The following is an 18,665-nucleotide window of genomic DNA, read 5'->3' on the forward strand; positions in this document are numbered from 1 at the left end:
GTGGGTGGGGTCTACCTCGAGCCTGGCATCGGTACCCGGGCCTGTCCATCGACGGCGCGGATTTCCGGTCCGTGGTTCACTCCTTCTTGATGACGACGTATCAGCCCAACATCCTTGCCCGCGGTCTGGATGTCGTCTTCTGCGGTATCAATCCGGCGCTGACGGCAGCGGCCGACGGCCACAACTTCTCCAGCCCCACCAATCGGTTCTGGTCGGTGATCCACCTGGCAGGGTTCACCGACCGGCGGTTGTCGGCAGCCGAGGAGCGCACACTTCTGCAATACGGTTGTGGCATAACGGCTGTCGTAGCGCGGCCGACGTCGAGTGCACGCGAAGTGTCGACGCTCGAGATTCAGCAGGCGGTGTTGTCGTTCGAGTCCACGATGCGTGCGGTATCGCCGCGCGTGCTGGCGTTCCTGGGTAAGCCGGCAATTTCGGTGGTGCTCGGCACCCCGGCGGTGAGCTGGGGCCGGCAATCTGCCCCGGTGGCCGGCTCGATCGCGTGGGTGCTGCCCAACCCGAGTGGCCGCAACAGGCGGTTCACCACCGAGGCGCTCGTCGCGGCCTACGCCGAACTGCATGCTTTCGTCCGAGCCGGCGCAGACGGGTAGGCCTCAGCCGACGAACCGGTCCCGGTAGGCGCCCAGCCGCACGGCGACCTCGTCGCCGTCGAGTCCCACATCGGCGAGGTCGTAGATCACCTCGCCGTGGCGGCCGCGGGGATGCTCGGCGATGAACTCGGCCATGGCGGTTCGCACCTCGTCGTCGAACGGCTGATCGGCCGCCGCGTAGATCGCCGCCAGGGTGCCGGCCTCGTCGGCCATGAAGTCGGTGAACCGCACGTCGATCGACTGATCGGCCGGGAGCACGTCGCGGTCGCGCAGGCAGCCGCTGAACAGGTCGTCGGCCCGGTCGAGCCAGTACCGCGCGATCATCACCGGATCCGGCTGGGCGCTGGCCATCCGCGAGGCGTAGGCGATCATGGTGACCATCGACCGCGTCACCTCGACCGGATCCCGATGCGTCACAACGAAAGTCGCGTCGGGAAAGGTGGCGTACAGGGTGGGGAACTGCTCGAGGTGTTGCGGCGACTTCAGCACCCAGCGGGTGCCGCCACGCAGCCACTGCATGGCCTGCAGCTGACGCTTGAGGTAGGCGTACGACGGCCCCTGGTCATGGGATTTGTAGTGCGCGGCGAACGACGGCAGATAGTAGGTGGTCTCGAACAGCATGCCGGAGATGTCGTTGGCCAGCAGCTGGATCTCCTCGTGCGCATGGTCGACGGTCATGTCGTGCATCCGCTTGAACTCCGGCATCGTCGTCTCGATCAGGTCGAGTCCCGCCGTGCATCGGTCGCGGCGTGCCTGGTCCTCTTCACCGGGAGCGGGGAAGGGTTCCAGGCTCTCCCAGTAGGGCAGGTAGCGGATGTTCGGGTCGGCGGCGATCAGGTTGTGCAGGTGGGTAGTGCCGGTGCGGGGCAGCCCGCAGATGATGATCGGCCGGGCGATCTCGATGTCCTCGATCTCGGGGTGCTCGGCGATCAGTGCTTCCAGCCGCAGCCGGTTGACCAGGTTGCCGACCAGCTGCTCGAAGACCACGGCCACCCCGACGTCGGAGAGCCCGGCCTCATCGCGCAGGGACGCGGTCAAGACGTCCAGTCGTTCCCGGAAGCTGTCGTCACCCCACCCGGTCAGCCCGGTGCGTTGGGTTGCCGTGTCGAGCAGCGCTTCTGAGGTCAGCTCGAGGATGGATCCGTAACCGGCGAGCGCGTCCCGGATCGGCTGGGCGGCCTCGGGGAACACCGGCTGCGCCAGGTCGGTCAACCTGATCGGCTGGGGGCGCTGCACGTCGGCGGTCATGCCAGACCCCCGGCGACCTGAGTGACGTCGACGACCCGGCAGCTGGGCCGTTTCGGGGTTTCCTCGGGCAGGAACCAGCGCAGCCAGATCAGGCCCTTGGTGCGCCCCGCCGTCGACACCCAGTTGGGGTGGCCGGGATCGGTGTCGCTCACCACGATTCGCCAGGACCCGTCGGGTTCGTAGGTGACGTGCGCGCCGTTGATCGTGACCCGCTCGTAGGTGTAGTCGTAGGTGTGCAGGAACGGATTCCACAGGCACAGATTCCAGAACACGCACTCCGGCGAGGTGCCGTCGATGATCAGTGCCTGGCCGGGCTGCAGCTCGTAGGCGCCCATCGCGTACGCCGCGTCGCCGGCGGCCCACCCGTAGGTCTGCTGCGGAACCGGGTAGGGCTCGGCGATCTCGTTGGCCGGCTCGACCTTGGTGGGGATGAATGAGTACTGCTCGGCGAGCCAGGTTCGTGCGGCGCGCAGCCGGCGGACGAGGTCGGCGCGATCGTCGTGCTTGCGGGCCGGGGGATCGATGGCCTCGATCTTCCACTGCGCCCGGCGATCTGTTTCGGGGTTGTCCAGGTAATCGCGGGTCAGTGCGACGACGGCGTCGTCCTCCAGCTCGAGCCACGCACCCGCTTGCGGGTCGGGGCTGATGGTGAAGTCGAAGTTGCCGTCGGCGTCGAATTGCAGGGAGCGGTCGTTCAGCGTTCCGACGATGCGGTTGCTGTAGTGGCCGTCGTCGGGTCCGCCGTAGACGGTGATCGACAGGTAGACCGAATCGCCCCGGTTGCCGGTCACCCGGTAGGTGCGGGTGGGGTCGATCGGCGCGAGTTGATAGAACGCGTCCGAGTTGTCGCCGCCCCACCGCTGATAGGGGCCGATCACGTCGACGAACCGCGGATTGTCCTTGTCTCCCCAGACATAGGTGTCGACGGCGACGCGCAGCAGGCTGAACGTGAGCCGATACCCGTCGAGGATGTCGGCTTCGGGCAGTGGTGGATCGCTGGCCAGGAACTTGCGTTCGATCCCGCCGAGTTCGTCGAGCAACTCGTGGAAAGCGGTCGACAATTCATCGTCTGCCATGTTCAGTCCTTTTCTCGTGCTTGGGCGCCATGCATGATCAGAGAGCACAGGGTGTCGACGAGGTGGTCGGTGTCGGCCCGCCCGTCGACCAGGGCGCCGTAGAACGTGGTGCCGACCAGCACGTTGAACAACGTGTCGGTGTCGACGTCGGCGCGCACCACCCCTTGGGTGGCGGCGGTCCGAACCAATGCGGCGAGCTCGGCCCGAATCTTGTCGTCGAGCAATTGCTGTGTGCGAATGTGCAATTCGGAGTCTCGGCGCCGTTCGGCGAGGATGCCCAACGTCGCGGCCTCGACCACCGGCTCGCGCCAGAAGGCGACCGCGCCGCGAACGAATTCCCGCAGATCGGTTTCGAAGTCGCCCGACCGCGGCAGTTCGGCTGTGCCACCGTCGATTCCGAATGCCGCTTCGAAAACGACATGGGCCTTGGACGGCCAACGGCGATATATGGTCGGGCGGCTGACACCGGCGGCCCGGGCGATCGACTCCATGGTCACCTGGTCGTAGCCGACGTCGGTGAGTAGTCGGCGGGTGGCCGCCATGATCGCGGAGTCGGTGCGCGGGTCCCGCGGCCGGCCTCGAACCGGTTCTGGCGCTGCCGCCTCATTGCGATCGGGAGCCGTCATCGAGAATTATGTTCCGTTACGTCACGTAACTTTGTCAACAAAGTGTGACGTCGGGGTTGAACCGGTTCACCCCCGGGAATCGTGCTTACACAATGGAGGCGCCCCGACGGCCAGGAGGTCATGCCATGAAAGTCATGCTTCGAGCGCTGGCCGTGGTGCTCTCGGCGCTGAGCATCGCGGTCGCGGCGCCGCCGACGGCCGGCGCCGACGACCAACTGGCGTTCACCGGCACGACGCTGAGCGGCGCACCGTTCAACGGCGTGAGCCTGCAGGGCAAGCCGGCGGTCCTCTGGTTCTGGACGCCGTGGTGCCCGTTCTGCAACGCCGAAGCCCCCAACGTCAGCCAGGTCGCCGCGGCCAATCCCAAGGTGACCTTCGTCGGCGTCGCCGCGCGTTCCGATGCTGGGCAGATGCAGGCCTTCGTGTCGAAGTACAACCTGAACTTCACCAACCTCAACGACGCCGACGGATCCATCTGGGCGCGGTTCAACGTGCCATGGCAGCCCGCGTATGTGTTCCTGCGTCCCGATGGCTCGTCCACGTTCGTCAACAACCCCACCTCGGCGATGTCGGAGCAGGAGCTCAGCGACCGGGTGCAGGCGCTGGTGTCCTGAGCTTTCGAAAAAGTGGATGCGAATCTGACCGGCCTGGCATTGGCCGCGGGGATGGTGGCTGCGCTCAACCCGTGTGGTTTCGCGATGCTGCCGGCCTACCTGACACTGGTGGTCCGTGGGGAGGACGCCGATCCCGGCCGCACCGCCGCGGTTGGGCGTGCGCTGGCGGCCACCGCGGCGATGGCGCTGGGCTTCCTCGCGGTGTTCGGCCTGTTCGGGTTGCTGACCGTCCCGGTCGCCACCGCGGTCCAACGCTACCTGCCTTACGCGACGATTGGGATCGGGATAGTCCTTGTCGCCCTTGGCATCTGGCTGGTCATGGGCCGGGAATTGACCTGGGGGCCGACCGGGCCGAGCTGGCGGGGCGCGCCGACGGCGCGGCTGGGGTCGATGTTCGGCTACGGCGTGGGCTACGCGGTGGCGTCGCTGTCGTGCACCATCGGGCCGTTCCTCGCGGTCACCGGAGCCACGCTGCGTGCCGGTTCTGCTGTTGACGGAGTGCTCGTCTATGCCGCCTACGCCGCCGGGCTTGCTCTCGTCGTCGGTGTGCTCGCCGTCGGAATCGCCCTGACCAGTACGGCTTTGGTGGACCGGCTGCGCCGGTTGTTGCCCTACATCAATCGGATCAGCGGCATCGTGCTGATCGCGGTGGGGGCTTACGTGAGCTATTACGGCCTCTACGAGATCCGGTTGTTCAGCGCGCAGGGGGATCCGGCCGACCCGGTGATCGCCGCCGCCGGCCGGCTGCAGGGTGCGGTGGCCGGCTGGGTCTACCGCACCAGCGCCTGGACGTGGGTCGTGGTGCTGGCGGGGCTGATCGCGGCGGCCGCGGTGGTCAGGGTTCGGCGCAGCCGTCACCAGCGGCGCTGATCGCCCGAATCCGTCCGTCGCGCGTGGATATACTCCGCAGCACGTTCGATGCAACCAAAGGGGACGCGATGAAGCGACAGATGCGAACCTGGGGGGCTGCCGGGGCGGCAGTCCTGGCGCTCACCGGAGTGCCCGCCGCGATCGTGACGATCCAGCCCAGCGGTCAGGCAAACGCCGACGTCTGCGCCAGCGCGGGCCGCCGGGTCACGGTCAGTGGATGTGCCAACCTGTCCGACGTGATGGCGCCCTACGTGCCGCCGCCGTCGTACTACGCGCCGCTGCCGGAGGACTACCCGCCGCCACCGCCGCCACCACCGCCGCCGGTGACCGGCTGCGTGGGCTACAACGGCCGCTGGGTCAGCGCCGGCGGCTGTCGCTAGCCACACCACACACCACCACGACGAAACCCCGCGGGCAGTGCCCGCGGGGTTTCGCTTACGGCAACAGATCTAGGTCAGGTCGTACCGGTCGGCATTCATGACCTTGACCCATGCCGCGACGAAGTCCTCGACGAACTTGCCGGCGTTGTCGTCCTGGGCGTAGACCTCGACCAGGGCGCGCAGGATCGAGTTCGAACCGAACACCAGATCGTTGGCGGTCGCCGTCCACTTGAGCGCACCGGTGGTCCGGTCGGTGCCCTCGTAGACGTTCTCGGAGTTCTCCGACGGCTTCCACTGCGTGCCCATGTCGAGCAGGTTGGTGAAGAAGTCGTTCGAGAGCACGCCGACCCGGTCGGTGAACACGCCGTGCTTGGTGCCGCCGTGGTTGGCGCCGAGCACCCGCAGCCCGCCCAGCAACACCGTCATCTCCGGAGCGGTGACACCCACCAGGTAGGCCTTCTCGATCAGCAGCTCCTCCAAGGCAGCCTTCTCGCCGGGCTGCACATAGTTGCGGAACCCGTCGGCGCGCGGCTCGAGAACCGCGAACGCCTCGACGTCGGTCTGCTCCTGCGTGGCGTCGGTGCGGCCGGGTGCGAAGTGCACGTCGATCGCATAGCCGGCCTCCTTGGCCGCCTTCTCGATCGCGGCGTTGCCGCCGAGCACGATCACGTCGGCCAGCGACACGGTCTTGCCACCCGCGGCGTTGAACTCCTGCTGGATCTTCTCCAGCACGGGAAGCACCTTGGCCAGCTCGGCGGGCTCGTTGGCCTCCCAGCTGCGCTGCGGCTCCAGCCGCAGCCGGGCGCCGTTGGCGCCGCCGCGCTTGTCGGTGTTGCGGTAGCTCGACGCCGACGCCCATGCCGTCTTGACCAGCTGCTGAACCGTCAGGCCGGACTCCAGGATCCTGGCCTTCAGCGTGGCGGCATCGGAGTCGTCGATCAGCTCACCCTGTACCGGCGGCACCGGATCCTGCCAGAGCTGCGGCTCGGCAACCCAGGGGCCCAGGTAGCGGGTGATCGGACCCAGATCGCGGTGCAACAGCTTGTACCAGGCTTTGGCGAACGCCTCGTTGAGCTCCTCGGGGTGGTCGAGCCAGCGCCGGGTGATCGCACCGAATTCCGGGTCGACCCGCATCGAGACGTCGGTGACCAGCATCGTGGGCTTGCGGTTCGGGCCGCCGAACGGATCGGGGATGATCGCCTCGGCGTCCTTGGCCTGGAACTGCCACGCCCCCGCCGGGCTCTTGACCAGCTCCCACTCGTAGCCGTAGAGGATCTCCAGGAACGAGTTGCTCCACTTGGTCGGGGTCGTGGTCCACACCACCTCCAGGCCGCTGGTGATGGTGTCGCCGGCCTTGCCCGAACCGAACGGGCACTTCCAGCCCAGACCCTGCTGCTCGATCGGGGCGCCTTCGGGCTCAGGTCCCATGCCCTCGTCGGAGCCGGCACCGTGGGTCTTGCCCAGCGTGTGCCCGCCGACGATCAGCGCCGCGGTCTCCTCGACGTTCATCGCCATCCGGCCGAACGTTTCCTTGATATCGATGGCAGCCTTCAGCGGATCCGGATTGCCCTCCGGCCCTTCGGGATTGACGTAGATCAGACCCATGGTGGTGGCGCCGTACGGCTCTGCCAGCGTGCGCTCATCGGAGTAGCGCTTGTTGGTGCCCAACCACTCGTCTTCCTCGCCGAACAGGATCTCTTCGGGCTCCCAGATGTCGGGGCGGCCGAAGCCGAAACCGAAGGTCTTGAAGCCGGCTGACTCCAGCGCCACATTGCCGGCGAAGACCAGCAGGTCGGCCCAGGAGATCTTGTTGCCGTACTTCTTCTTCACCGGCCACAGCAGGCGGCGCGCCTTGTCCAGGTTGGCGTTGTCGGGCCAGCTGTTGAGCGGGGCGAACCGCTGCATGCCCTGACCGCCCCCACCGCGGCCGTCGAAGATGCGGTAGGTGCCCGCGGCGTGCCAGCTCATCCGGATGAACAGGCCGGCGTAGCTGCCGTAGTCGGCGGGCCACCAGTCCTGCGAGGTGGTGATCACCGAAAGGAGGTCAGCCTTGAGCGCCTCGGGGTCGAGCTTGGCGAATTCGGTGGCGTAATCGAAGTCGTCGCCGAGCGGGTTGGAGTACGGCGAGTGCGGGTGCAGCTTGGTGACGTCGACCTGATTCGGCCACCAATCCTGATTGGTGCGGGGGCCGTGGGCTTTCGGCTCCGGCGCGTCGATGACCGGATTCTCGCTCTCGGACACTTTTTGCCTTTCCATTCCATATTTCATTGGGGTGATTGGGCTGTGATCACTTATGCGATCGCAGAAGGTTCATTCGGTGAGCAGTCGGGACATAGTCCCCAGTAGATGACCTCGGCTTCGTCGAGCACGAAACCGTTGTGCTCAGACGGCGTCAGACAGGGCGCCTCGCCGACGGCGCAGTCGACGTCGCCGATGACACCGCACGATCGGCACACCACGTGGTGGTGGTTGTCGCCCACCCGCGCCTCGTACCGGGCCACCGAGCCCGACGGCTGGATGCGCCGCACCAGGCCGGCCGCGGTCAGGGCGTGCAGCACGTCGTACACCGCCTGCCGGGACACGTCGGGCAGGCCGGTGCGGACGGCTCCGAAGATGGTGTCGGTGTCGGCGTGCGGGTGCGTGTGCACTGCGTCGAGTACCGCCAGACGAGGGCGGGTGACCCGCAGCTGCGCTGCCCGCAGCTGGTCGGAGAGATCCGAGACGGAGGTCACGTTTTGATAGTCGTCTCTTTTCTGGAACCAGTCAAGAGTTGTCCCGAAATGAATCCTGCGGGCCTGTTCAGGGGCGTTGGGCGGGGTCGTTTTTGGGACTGACAGTGGGGTTCAGCGGCGCAATCGGGGCCGGGCTGAAGCTGTTCGGCCCGGGCAGGGTGGCCTTGCTGGTGGGCTGCACCGACGAACTCGACGGAGCGGGTGCCGGAGCACTGTCCGTGGATCCGCATGCCGGGAACGCGACGACACCCACGCCGGCCAGCGTGACCAGCCAGATCGCTCTCCTGGGACCCTGCATCGCTGAAAGCTACCGCGTTTGGCGGCGAAGTAAGGCCGCGACCGCGCTTTCTGTATGGTGATCGGCGGATCGCGTCCGGCGGCCACCTCGGACCGCACCCGGAAATCAGTCGTCTCGTCAGGAGCAGTTTCGTGCCCCTCAACACCGTTGCGCTCGAACTCGTGCCGCCCAACGTCGACCGCACGCCGGACGAGATGCTGGAGGAAGCGCGCAAGGTCGTGCAGCTGTCCGCGGAGACCGGACTGGACGGCCGGATCCGGCACGTGATGATCCCCGGGATGATCGAAGAGGACAGCGGCCGTCCGGTCGAGATGAAGCCCAAGCTCGATGTGCTCGACTACTGGTCCCGCATCTCGCCGGAGCTGCCCGGTGTGCGCGGATTGTGCACCCAGGTGACCGCTTTCATGGACGAGCCGACGCTGGTCAGCCGTCTGACCGCCCTGCTCGACGCGGGCATGGAAGGCGTGGCGTTCGTCGGTGTTCCGCGGACCATGAACGACGGCGAGGGCGCCGGTGTGGCACCCACCGACGCGCTGACGATCTTCTCCGAACTGGTCCCCAATCGCGGCGCGATCCTGATTCCGACCCGGGCCGAGGAGGCCGGCCGGTTCGGTTTCAAGTGCGGCCGGGGCGCCACCTACGGGATGACGCAGCTGCTCTACTCCGACGCGATCGTCGGCTTTTTGACCGAGTTCGCGGCCACCACCGACTACCGCCCGGAGATTCTGCTGTCGTTCGGTTTCGTGCCGAAGGTCGAGTCCCGGGTGGGGCTGATCAACTGGCTCATCCAAGACCCTGGCAATGCCGCTGTCGCCGCCGAGCAGGACTTCGTCCGCACACTCGCCGACAGTGAGCCGCAGGTCAAACGGCAGCTGCTGGTGGACCTCTACAAGCGGGTCATCGACGGCGTCGCCGACCTCGGGTTCCCGCTGAGCATCCACTTCGAAGCCACCTACGGGATGTCCCGCCCGGCCTTCGACACCTTCGCGGAGATGCTGGCGTACTGGTCGCCGACATCCGCATCCTGACAGTCGCGGCCCATGAAGGAAATGATCGACTTCGACGGCGCACCGATTTTCGCGATCCCGGCGCGTGCGGGCTATCGCGGGTTCGGCGGCTGCGAGGGAATGCTGCTCGAAGGCCCGCAGGGCTGGGGTGAGTTCTGCCCGCCGCGCACCGGCAGTGATCTGGTAGCGGCCCGCTGGTTGACCGCGGCCATCGAAGGCGGAACGGTCGGCTGGCCGGACCCGATGCGCGGCCGCGTACCGGTCGCGGTCGCGGTGCCCGCGGTGGGAGCCGAGGAGGCGGCCGCGATCGCCGCCGGCAGTGGGTGTCATGCGGCCGACGTGATGGTCAGCGGTCTGCCCGACGATGCCGACCGGCTCGCGGCGGTGCGCTCAGCACTCGGACCGGACGCGTCGATCCGTTGCCTGGTCGACGGAAGCTGGGACATCGACACCGCCGCCGCGACGATCCCCGGGCTCGACACCGCGGCCGGCGGTCTGGAGTTCGTGCAGCAGCCGTGCGCGACCGCGCGAGAGCTGGCCGCGCTGCGGCGCCGGATCGACGTGCGGGTCGCGGTCGACGTCTCCGACCTCAGCAGCGACGGGCTGACCATGTCCGAGGTCGCCGACATCGTGGTGCTGGACGCCGCACCGCTCGGCGGCGTGCGCCGAGCATTGCGGTTCGCCGAGAAATGCGACCTACCCGTTGTGGTGTCCGGCGCCGGTCAAACCAGCATGGGGCTGGCCAGCGGCTTGGCGTTGGCCGGTGTGCTGCCCGAGCTTTCCTTCGCCTGCGGGCTGGGCACCGCCGCGGCCCTGGCCGGCGACATCGTGCCCGCCGGCCGCACATTGATCACCGCCGACGGGTACCTGCCGGTGGCGCCATCGGCCCCGGCGCCAGACCCGGATCGCATCGCGCAATTCACCCTCGACGATGTCGAGAGCATCGCGTGGTGGCGCGAGCGGCTGCGGACCGCCCGCGAACTCCTCTGAGTCGCGCGTCAGCGCCGCGGGCGCCAGGCCGCGACGGCCAGTACGACGCCGACCAACACGACGATCGGCCCGAGCACCGACCACGTCGTGGTGTTGCTCATCGGGCTGCCCTGAACCGCCCCGAACCCCTGCAGGGTGAACAACACTCCGAACAGCGCGACCAGCACGCCGAGACCTCCGACAACGTGACGCATGGTCACCCCTTCTTTCCGCTGGGCATGGCCGCCGACACCGCACGCATGACGGCCCGCTTCACTGTCGCCGCGCCGCCGCCGGCGGTGGCGCTCAGCGCGGTCCGGTTCGGCGGATTCAGGTGCAGCACATCACCTTCGGCGATTCGGCCGGCGCGGGTGACATTGCCGTAGACGCCGAAGCAGCGGCGGGTGTGCGCGGCGATGGTGCGGGTGATCTCCTTGTCCCGCTTGAGTTCGGGCTGCTCGTGGGACGGCATCACGCAGCGAATGGTCGGGATCATCGGCGCAAGCTCGGCGTGCGGTGCGTGCAGGCGTCCGCCGCACCACTCCCATTCCGGGTGGGCCGCGGCGCTGGGGGAGTCCACCACGAGCGTCGGGCGGAACCGTCGCACGTCGAAATCGGAGTCCGGCGCCAACGACCCGAGGGTGGCCAGGCTCTGCTCGGTGATGATGTGCACGGGATAGGCGTCCACATAGCTGCCGACCGGCGTCGCATAGCGGCTGATCTCCGCAAGCTTGCGCACCGGGAACATCGACAGATCGGGCAGTGGCTCGTCGTCGTCGAGTCCGAAGATCGTGCGCAGGTCGGTCTTGGTGGCCATCGGCGCGCGGTATTCACTGCGACGGTCGATCGGCGGCAGCGGCCGAAGTTCCACCTCATGGTCGAGGTACCGCGAGAGTGTCTGGTGCACAGCCGGATCCGAGCTCGACACTTCGGTACCGTCCGGGAAGCCGATCAACACCTCCGGTGCGTGACCCGGCCCGGCATCGGGGCCGGGTGGCTGCGCGTAGCGCGCCGTCAACCACAACAGGCCGGGCAGTCGCTTGGCGCTGGTGGTCGCGTCGGACTCGACATCACGCACCGCCCACGTCCGGTCGGCGTGCACGCCCAGGTCGCCGACTTCGGCCTCGGTGACCTGCTCGCCCTGCATCGACTTCACCGGATAGCGCCAGATCGAGGTGATACGGCCGGCCTGAATCATCCACCCAGCCTAGAACCTCACTCCGCCGGTGAACGGCGAAGCGTCCGGGACGCCACGATCAGGGCAGCCAAGCTGACCACCAACCACAGCCCCAGCACGATGAATGGCAGCGGCCGCTGGTTGTGCGGGAAGTAGGTCGCGGCGTGGATCGCCGACACCGTCGCGCCGCTGGGCAACGCATGGTTGAAGAACGCGAACGGCTGGGGTAGCAGCGACGCCGACACCGCCCCGCCCGACGAGGTGTTGCCCAGCAGGATGAACACCAGCCAGGTCGGGATGATCGCCCACCGGTGGATCAGCACCAGCATGGTCGAGTTGAACGACGCGGCGACCGCGATCTGGACCGAGACCAGCAACCACAGCTGAGCAAACGGTGTGCTCAGCGCGCCCAACACCGGGCCGGTCACCACCGCCAAAGCCGCGCCGCCGACGACGGCGAGCACCGCCATACTGAGCAGCCAGCGGCGCAAGGTCAGCGTTTTGACGTTGGCCCGCAGCTGGAACATCGTGATGAAGCCCAGGATCGTGGCGGCGATGACCAGATAGAAGGTGGCCAGCCCCGCCGGGTCGGACGGCGGCAACGGATGCAGATCGACGATCGGCAGGATGAACTGTCCCGGTTGCGTCTGGTCCAGCTGGATCAGCGCGCGCGTCCCCGACGGATCGCTGGCGCTGGACAACAACAGTTGCGGCGGTTTCGACGTGGCGTCGATGGCGGCGGTGATGCGTTGCTGATTGATCTCGGCGACCGCGGCGTCCCGGGTCGCGTACTCGTGGACGTCGAACTCATTGCGGTTGGTGCGCAACGCTTTCTCGAACGGTGCGGTGTCGGCCGTCGACCCGATGACGCCGACGGGCAGGTTCCGCGGGGAGGGCCGGCCCAGCGCGACGGTGTAGGCCGCGGCAAAGCTCGACGCCAGCACGATGGCGATCGCGAGCACCGTGGCGACCTTGCGGATCTCCAGCGGGATCCGCCGAATGCCGCGCAGGGGAGCCTCCGGCGATTCCTCGGTCACTGCGGCCACAGCACTCCTCGTCCTTGAGATGGCAGATCAACCTACCTCGGTGACGTGGCCGCTGACCGCAAGCGTCGAGAAGTCTGACGTAAGAATGACCGACAGTGCGTGCGGCCATCCGCGCTCGCTGCGGCTCCGAACCACTGACGCCTGCTCAGTTCAGCCCGGGCGCAGCTTCGGAGGATCGCTATGAAATCAGCCGCCACGCTCGCCGCATCCCAAGGCGATGCGATCGACTCTCGCTACCACCCGTCGGCCGCGGTCCGACGGCAGTTGAACAAGGTCTTTCCCACCCACTGGTCGTTCCTGCTGGGCGAGATCGCGCTGTACAGCTTCATCGTCCTGCTGCTCACGGGCGTTTATCTGACGTTGTTCTTCGACCCGTCGATGACCGAGGTCACCTACAACGGTGTGTACCAACCACTGCGCGGCATCGAGATGTCGAAGGCGTACGCCTCCACCCTCGACATCACCTTCGAGGTGCGCGGCGGCCTGTTCGTCCGCCAGGTACACCATTGGGCGGCGCTGCTTTTCGCCGCGGCGATCATGGTGCACCTGGCGCGGATCTTCTTCACCGGCGCCTTCCGCCGGCCGCGCGAGGCCAACTGGGTGATCGGGTCGCTGCTGTTGATCCTGGCCATGTTCGAAGGGTTCTTCGGCTACTCGCTGCCCGACGATCTGCTGTCGGGCACCGGAATCCGGGCGGCGCTGTCCTCGATCACGCTGGGGATTCCGGTGATCGGCACCTGGATGCACTGGGCGCTGTTCGGTGGCGACTTCCCGGGCGATGTCCTGATCCCGCGGCTCTACGCCATCCACATCCTGATCTTCCCCGGAATCATGTTGGCGCTCATCGGTCTTCATCTGGCGCTGGTGTGGTTCCAGAAGCACACCCAGTTCCCGGGCCCCGGCCGCACCGAGAAGAACGTCGTCGGCGTGCGGGTCATGCCGGTGTTCGCGGTGAAGTCCGGTGCGTTCTTCGCGATGACGGTCGGCGTCCTCGGCTTGATGGGTGGCCTGCTGCAGATCAATCCGATCTGGCAGCTCGGCCCGTACAAGCCCGCGCAGGTGTCGGCGGGCAGTCAGCCGGACTTCTACCTGATGTGGACCGACGGGCTGATCCGGTTGTGGCCGGCGTGGGAGATCTACATCGGCCACCACACCATCCCGGCGGCGGTGGCGGTCGCCGTCCTGATGGGCGTCATCTTCCTGCTGCTCATCGTCTACCCGCGGATCGAGAAGCGGTTCACCGGCGACGACGCGCACCACAATCTGCTGCAGCGGCCACGGGACGCGCCGGTGCGAACGGGCATCGGCGCCATGGCGATCGCCTTCTACATCGTGCTGACCTACAGCGCGATGAACGACATCATCGCCTATCAGTTCCACATCTCGCTGAACGCGACGACCTGGATCGGTCGCATCGGGATGGTGGTGCTGCCGCCGCTGGTCTTCTTCATCACCTACCGCTGGGCCATCGCATTGCAGCGCAGCGATCGTGAGGTGCTCGAGCACGGTGTCGAGACCGGCATCCTCAAGCGGCTGCCGCACGGCGCGTACGTCGAGCTGCATCAGCCGCTCGGGCCGCTCGACGCCGACGGCCACCCGATCGTGCTGGAATACCAGGGCGCCCCGGTGCCCAAGCGGATGAACAAGCTCGGCTCCGGCGGCGCACCGGGCCGGGGCAGCTTCCTCACCGCCGACCCGGCCGACGAGGACGCCGCGCTCACCGAGGCGGCCCACGCCGCCGAGCAGCGGGCGCGCACCGCGCTCATGGAACGGCAAGCGCTGAACGGCTCCTCGAACGAGAGGTGACCGCTGCGACGGGCCGCTGAGGGCGGCTGATCGCACAGTCGGGACAATCGAGCGATGATGCGCGCCGTCCGCTCGATCCAGGGGTCAGCCACCGTCGTCGACGTCGAGGAGCCCACGGGTGACTGGCCGATCCTCGAGGTCGGGTCGGCCAGCATCTGCGGCAGCGACCTCGGCATGTTGTCGTTCGGCCTGCCGGTGACGATCGGCCACGAGGTTGCGGGCACGGTGGACGGCCGGACCTACTGTGTCGAACCGACAGTGGGCTGCGGGCACTGCGATCAATGCGGTGGCGGGTCACCGCAGCGGTGCCGGGGAAGCGCACCGCACGGGCTGCTCGGGGTCGCGTTCGACGGTGGCCTCGCCGACCGGGTCCGGGTGCCCGCCGAATGCCTCGTGCCGCTGCCCGACGGTCTGCCGGTCTCCGACGCCTGCCTGGTCGAACCGCTCGCGGTGTCCTGGCATGCGTTGCGCAAGGTCGGCGCCGACGCCACCGATCGGGTCCTGGTCGTCGGCGGCGGAAGCGTCGGGTTGCTGGCCGTCGCCGCGGCCCGCGCCATGGGCCTCGACGTCGACCTGCACGCCCGCCACCCGCATCAGATCGACGCGGGCGAGCGGCTCGGCGCCGGGCGCCCGGACGGCGAGTACGACGTCGTGGTGGAGGCGGTGGGCACCGACGAGGCGGTGGCCGACTGTGTGCGGCGAGCCGTGCCGGGCGGCCGGATCGCGATAGTCGGTGTGTCCCATGGCAACCGGGCTGTTCCGGGCATCCCGTGGATGCTCAAGGAACTCACGCTGACCGCCTCGATGTGCTATGACCGCGGGCGTGACAGCCGTGAATTCGTCGATGCGGCAGCGGCTTTGGCCGCCGATCCGGTCATCGCGGCGACCGTCGTCACGCACCGCTTCCCGCTGGCCGACGCGGCGGAGGCGTTCCGGGTTGCCGCCGACCGGCGCAGCGGGGCCATCAAAGTGGTGTTGGAACCCTAGAGCTTCACCGGCATCGCGCCGACATGCCAGATCTCGTCGGAGTATTCGGCGATCGCGCGGTCCGAGGAGAACTTGCCGCTGCGGGCCGCATTCAGGATCGACATCCGCGACCAGGTGTCCGAGTCCTGCCAGGCGGCGCTGACCCGGGCCTGGCAGTCGACGTAGGAGCGGTAGTCGGCCAGCACCAGGAACGGGTCATGGTGCAGCAGGTTGTCGACCAGCGGACGCAGCACCTCGGTGTCACCGTGGGTGAAGGTGCCGTCGACGATCAGCTCGAGCACTTCGGCCAGTTCCGGATCGCGCTCGACGAAGGCGGTCGGCCGGTAGCCGTCGGCCTTGAGCTGCTCCACCTCGTCGACGGTCAAACCGAACAGGAAGAAGTTCTCCGGCCCGGCCTCCTCGCGGATCTCGACGTTGGCACCATCGAGGGTGCCGATGGTCAACGCGCCGTTGATCATGAACTTCATGTTGCCGGTTCCCGACGCCTCCTTGCCCGCGGTGGAGATCTGCTCGGACAGGTTGGCCGCCGGATAGATCAAGTGCGCGTTCTTGACGTTGAAGTTCGGCAGGAACACCACCCGCATGAACCGGTTGACGTCCGGGTCGTTGTTGACGGTGGCGCCGACAGCGGTGATCAACCGGATCATCCGCTTGGCGATGAAATATCCGGGTGCGGCCTTGCCGCCGAAGATGAATGCCCGCGGGGCGATCGCAAAGCCCGGGTTGCGCTTGAGCCGGTTGTACAGCGTGATGATGTGCAGCACGTTGAGGTGCTGGCGCTTGTACTCGTGGATGCGCTTGACCTGGACGTCGAACATCCAGGTCGGGTCGAGCTCGATGCCGGTCGAGGCGTGTACATATTCGGCAAGCCGGCTCTTGTTGGCGCGCTTCATATCCCGCCACCGTTCACGGAACGCCGGGTCGTCGGCATAGGGCTCCAGCCTGCGCAGCTGGTCCAGGTCGGTCAGCCAGCCGTCGCCGACGGTCTCGTCGAGCAGCGTCCGCAGTCCCGGGTTGGACAGCGCCAGGAAGCGTCGCGGCGTGACACCGTTGGTGACGTTGCCGAACCGCTCCGGCCACATCTCGTAGAAGTCCTTCAGCACACTGGCTTTCAGTAGCTCGGAGTGCAATGCGGCCACCCCGTTGACAGCGTGGCTGCCGACGGTGGCCAGGTGCGCCATCCGCACGCTCTTTCCGCCGTCCTCACCGATCAGCGACATCCGTCGCTCCCGCTCGGTGTCGCCGGGGAACTTGTCGCGCACCTCCTGCAGGAACCGGTCGTTGATCTCGTAGATGATCTCCAGGTGCCGGGGGAGTGAGTCGCCGAAGATGCCCAGCGGCCAGGTTTCCAGCGCCTCGGGCAGCAGCGTGTGATTGGTGTAGGCGAAGGTCGCGACGGTGATGTCCCAGGCCTCGTCCCAGCCCATGTGGTGTTCGTCGATCAGCAGGCGCATGAGTTCGGCGACCGCGATCGACGGGTGGGTGTCGTTGAGTTGGATCGCCCACTTGTCGGGCAATGCGCTCAGCGGCAGCCGGGCCCGCTCGGTGTGGATGCGCAGGATGTCCTGCAGCGACGAGCTGACGAAGAAGTACTGCTGCTGCAGTCGAAGCCGCTTGCCCGCTTCGGGTTCGTCGTTGGGGTAGAGGACTTTCGAGATCTTCTCGGAGAGGACCTCGTCCTCGACGGCCTTGTAGAAGTCACCGGTGTTGAACGCGTCCAGCGCAAAGGAGGACACCGATCGGGCGCTCCACAGGGTCAGCGTGTTGCAGGTGTTGACCCCGTAACCCTGGATCGGGGTGTCATAGGAGACCCCCTTGATCACCCGTCGCGGAATCCAGCGCACCCGGTGATTGCCTGCGACGTCCTCGTACTGCTCGGTGCGGCCACCCCAGTTGACCAGATAGCTGGCGTCGGGTTTGTCGATCTCCCAAGGGTTTCCGGCCACCAGCCAGTTGTCGGTCTTCTCGACCTGCCAGCCGTCCTGGATCTCCTGGTCGAAAATGCCGAACTCGTACCGGATTCCGTAGCCGATCGACGGCCGCTGCAGCGTGGCCATCGAGTCCAGGTAGCAGGCGGCCAGCCGGCCGAGGCCGCCGTTGCCCAGCCCGGGCTCCTCCTCGCACTCCAGGATCGCGTCGAGATCCTGTCCGAGTGCGGCGAGTGCCTCGCGGGCCTGGCGCTCGATGCGCAGATTGAGCAGGTTGTTGCCGAGCTGCGGGCCCATCAGGAATTCGGCGGACAGGTAGCAGGTCACCTTGGCCGGCCCGTGCAGCAGATCCTGGGTGGTGGCCATCCACCGCTGCTGCATGCGGTCGCGCACGGCAAGCGCCAGCGCGCGGTAGTAATGCTCGGGGGTCAGCACGCTCGGCGGCCGGGCGATGGAGTACGCCAGGTGGTCGGCGATCGCCCGGTGCAGCGCGTCGGCCGATAATCCCGTGCGGCTGTGTTCGTGCGGCTGCGCACGACTCTCGCCCCCGTCACGGTCGGCGACATCACCGGGTGCACTGCTCACCACATCGGTCATTGCGTTCTCCTGGTCCCAGACCGCTTCTCGATCTCGTACGGGCCAGCAGTCTGGCACCGCCGTATTTCAGCGAGGCGAGGTCCATGAGTCGGTCCCGTGAACTATTGGCCCGCGCGTCCTACCATCGCGACCATGAGCACAGTGACGAACCGGCCGAACACCGCCCTGCTCGTCATCGATGTGCAGAACGGTGTGGTGGAACACGCCCACGACCGGGACGCGACCGTCGCGCGGATCGCCGGGCTTGTCGACCGCGCCCGCGGTGCCGGCATCCCAGTGGTCTGGATACAGCACTCCGACGCCGAATTGCCTGAGGGGAGCCAGGAGTGGCAGATCGTCGCCGACCTGACGCCGGCCGACACCGAGCCGCTGATCGCCAAGAGTTACGGCGACTCGTTCGAAGGCACCACGCTGGAGGCGACGCTCGCCGAGTTGGCTGCCGGTCATCTGGTGGTCGTGGGCGCCCAGACCGACCAGTGCGTGCGCTCGACGATCCATGGCGGCTTCGTTCGCGGCTACGACGTCACGCTGGTCGCCGATGCGCACACCACCGAGGACCTCTCGGAGTGGGGCGCCCCGCCGCCCGAGCAGGTGATCGCCCACACCAATCTGTACTGGTCACATCAGGCCGCACCCGGTCGCACCGCACGAATCACATCCGCCGCTGACATCCTCTGGTAATCGCTTCCGCCG

The 18,665-nt window shown here is 67.4% G+C and carries 19 protein-coding genes; 9 read left to right on the top strand and 10 right to left on the bottom strand.

Going from position 1 to position 18,665, the window contains the following annotated elements; genetic code table 11:
• Window positions 1-89: 89 nt before the first annotated feature.
• Window positions 90-611 carry a G/U mismatch-specific DNA glycosylase gene (gene mug, locus AB4879_RS25370; protein WP_370509771.1) on the top strand — a complete coding sequence of 174 codons (522 nt, stop codon included), beginning with the start codon at window positions 90-92 and terminating at the stop codon, window positions 609-611.
• A gap of 3 nt (window positions 612-614) precedes the next feature.
• On the opposite strand, the gene AB4879_RS25375 is transcribed toward mug, so the two are convergent.
• Genes AB4879_RS25375 through AB4879_RS25385 form a run of 3 tightly spaced genes read right to left on the bottom strand, consistent with a single transcriptional unit; the run spans window position 615 to window position 3,561 of the window.
• Window positions 615-1,859: a sulfotransferase gene (locus AB4879_RS25375; RefSeq protein WP_370509772.1), complete on the bottom strand. Its 1,245-nt coding sequence runs from the start codon at window positions 1,857-1,859 to the stop codon at window positions 615-617.
• Window positions 1,856-2,935, bottom strand: coding sequence for a DUF1214 domain-containing protein (locus AB4879_RS25380; RefSeq protein ID WP_370509773.1), 1,080 nt, complete (start codon window positions 2,933-2,935; stop codon window positions 1,856-1,858). Before AB4879_RS25380 ends, AB4879_RS25375 begins: the two co-directional genes overlap by 4 nt.
• Window positions 2,936-2,937: 2 nt before the next feature.
• Window positions 2,938-3,561, bottom strand: coding sequence for a TetR/AcrR family transcriptional regulator (locus tag AB4879_RS25385; RefSeq protein WP_370509774.1), 624 nt, complete (start codon window positions 3,559-3,561; stop codon window positions 2,938-2,940).
• Between the two features lie 134 nt (window positions 3,562-3,695).
• On the opposite strand from AB4879_RS25385, the gene AB4879_RS25390 reads away from it, so the two are divergent.
• From AB4879_RS25390 to AB4879_RS25400, 3 genes are all read left to right on the top strand, one after another.
• A complete protein-coding gene (locus tag AB4879_RS25390) occupies window positions 3,696-4,175 on the top strand; it encodes a protein disulfide oxidoreductase (protein ID WP_370509907.1) in 480 nt (159 codons plus the stop codon).
• A gap of 12 nt (window positions 4,176-4,187) precedes the next feature.
• On the top strand, window positions 4,188-5,045 hold the full coding sequence (locus AB4879_RS25395) for a cytochrome c biogenesis CcdA family protein (protein ID WP_370509775.1): 858 nt from the start codon (window positions 4,188-4,190) through the stop codon (window positions 5,043-5,045).
• 68 nt (window positions 5,046-5,113) lie between these two features.
• A complete protein-coding gene (locus tag AB4879_RS25400; protein ID WP_370509776.1) occupies window positions 5,114-5,425 on the top strand; it encodes a hypothetical protein in 312 nt (103 codons plus the stop codon).
• Between the two features lie 69 nt (window positions 5,426-5,494).
• Here AB4879_RS25400 and katG read toward each other — a convergent pair whose 3' ends face one another.
• The 3 genes from katG to AB4879_RS25415 all read right to left on the bottom strand — a co-directional run bounded on the left by katG (window position 5,495) and on the right by AB4879_RS25415 (window position 8,455).
• Window positions 5,495-7,693, bottom strand: a complete 2,199-nt coding sequence (katG, locus tag AB4879_RS25405) for a catalase/peroxidase HPI (RefSeq protein ID WP_370509777.1) — start codon at window positions 7,691-7,693, stop codon at window positions 5,495-5,497.
• A gap of 23 nt (window positions 7,694-7,716) precedes the next feature.
• The gene (locus AB4879_RS25410) at window positions 7,717-8,157 is read right to left on the bottom strand and encodes a Fur family transcriptional regulator (RefSeq protein ID WP_370509778.1); all 441 of its coding nucleotides are present in this window, start codon (window positions 8,155-8,157) and stop codon (window positions 7,717-7,719) included.
• Window positions 8,158-8,224: 67 nt separating this feature from the next.
• On the bottom strand, window positions 8,225-8,455 hold the full coding sequence (locus AB4879_RS25415) for a hypothetical protein (protein WP_370509779.1): 231 nt from the start codon (window positions 8,453-8,455) through the stop codon (window positions 8,225-8,227).
• A gap of 131 nt (window positions 8,456-8,586) precedes the next feature.
• Here AB4879_RS25415 and AB4879_RS25420 point away from each other — a divergent pair, with 131 nt between their 5' ends.
• The gene (locus AB4879_RS25420) at window positions 8,587-9,483 is read left to right on the top strand and encodes a mycobacterial-type methylenetetrahydrofolate reductase (RefSeq protein ID WP_370509780.1); all 897 of its coding nucleotides are present in this window, start codon (window positions 8,587-8,589) and stop codon (window positions 9,481-9,483) included.
• A 12-nt stretch (window positions 9,484-9,495) separates the two neighbouring features.
• Window positions 9,496-10,452, top strand: coding sequence for an enolase C-terminal domain-like protein (locus tag AB4879_RS25425; RefSeq protein WP_370509781.1), 957 nt, complete (start codon window positions 9,496-9,498; stop codon window positions 10,450-10,452).
• Window positions 10,453-10,460: 8 nt separating this feature from the next.
• Here AB4879_RS25425 and AB4879_RS25430 read toward each other — a convergent pair whose 3' ends face one another.
• Genes AB4879_RS25430 through AB4879_RS25440 form a run of 3 tightly spaced genes read right to left on the bottom strand, consistent with a single transcriptional unit; the run spans window position 10,461 to window position 12,654 of the window.
• Window positions 10,461-10,646 (bottom strand): hypothetical protein, encoded by a 186-nt coding sequence (locus AB4879_RS25430; RefSeq protein WP_096311505.1) that lies wholly within the window; start codon window positions 10,644-10,646, stop codon window positions 10,461-10,463.
• 2 nt (window positions 10,647-10,648) lie between these two features.
• Entirely contained in the window at window positions 10,649-11,629 is a 981-nt protein-coding gene (locus AB4879_RS25435) for an MOSC domain-containing protein (protein WP_370509782.1), read from the bottom strand.
• A 17-nt stretch (window positions 11,630-11,646) separates the two neighbouring features.
• Window positions 11,647-12,654: a DUF3533 domain-containing protein gene (locus AB4879_RS25440; protein WP_233209199.1), complete on the bottom strand. Its 1,008-nt coding sequence runs from the start codon at window positions 12,652-12,654 to the stop codon at window positions 11,647-11,649.
• 180 nt (window positions 12,655-12,834) lie between these two features.
• On the opposite strand from AB4879_RS25440, the gene AB4879_RS25445 reads away from it, so the two are divergent.
• Both AB4879_RS25445 and AB4879_RS25450 read left to right on the top strand, forming a co-directional pair.
• The gene (locus AB4879_RS25445; protein ID WP_370509783.1) at window positions 12,835-14,460 is read left to right on the top strand and encodes a cytochrome bc complex cytochrome b subunit; all 1,626 of its coding nucleotides are present in this window, start codon (window positions 12,835-12,837) and stop codon (window positions 14,458-14,460) included.
• A 54-nt stretch (window positions 14,461-14,514) separates the two neighbouring features.
• On the top strand, window positions 14,515-15,447 hold the full coding sequence (locus tag AB4879_RS25450; RefSeq protein ID WP_370509784.1) for a zinc-binding dehydrogenase: 933 nt from the start codon (window positions 14,515-14,517) through the stop codon (window positions 15,445-15,447).
• Here AB4879_RS25450 and AB4879_RS25455 read toward each other — a convergent pair.
• Window positions 15,444-17,972, bottom strand: coding sequence for a glycogen/starch/alpha-glucan phosphorylase (locus tag AB4879_RS25455; RefSeq protein WP_370509785.1), 2,529 nt, complete (start codon window positions 17,970-17,972; stop codon window positions 15,444-15,446). The genes AB4879_RS25450 and AB4879_RS25455 overlap by 4 nt on opposite strands.
• 132 nt (window positions 17,973-18,104) lie before the next feature.
• On the opposite strand from AB4879_RS25455, the gene AB4879_RS25460 reads away from it, so the two are divergent.
• Window positions 18,105-18,653 carry a cysteine hydrolase family protein gene (locus AB4879_RS25460; protein ID WP_370509786.1) on the top strand — a complete coding sequence of 183 codons (549 nt, stop codon included), beginning with the start codon at window positions 18,105-18,107 and terminating at the stop codon, window positions 18,651-18,653.
• The last annotated feature ends 12 nt before the right edge of the window (window positions 18,654-18,665 follow it).

The sequence above is a fragment of the Mycobacterium sp. SA01 genome, assembly GCF_041287105.1.
Classification (GTDB): Bacteria; Actinomycetota; Actinomycetes; order Mycobacteriales; family Mycobacteriaceae; genus Mycobacterium.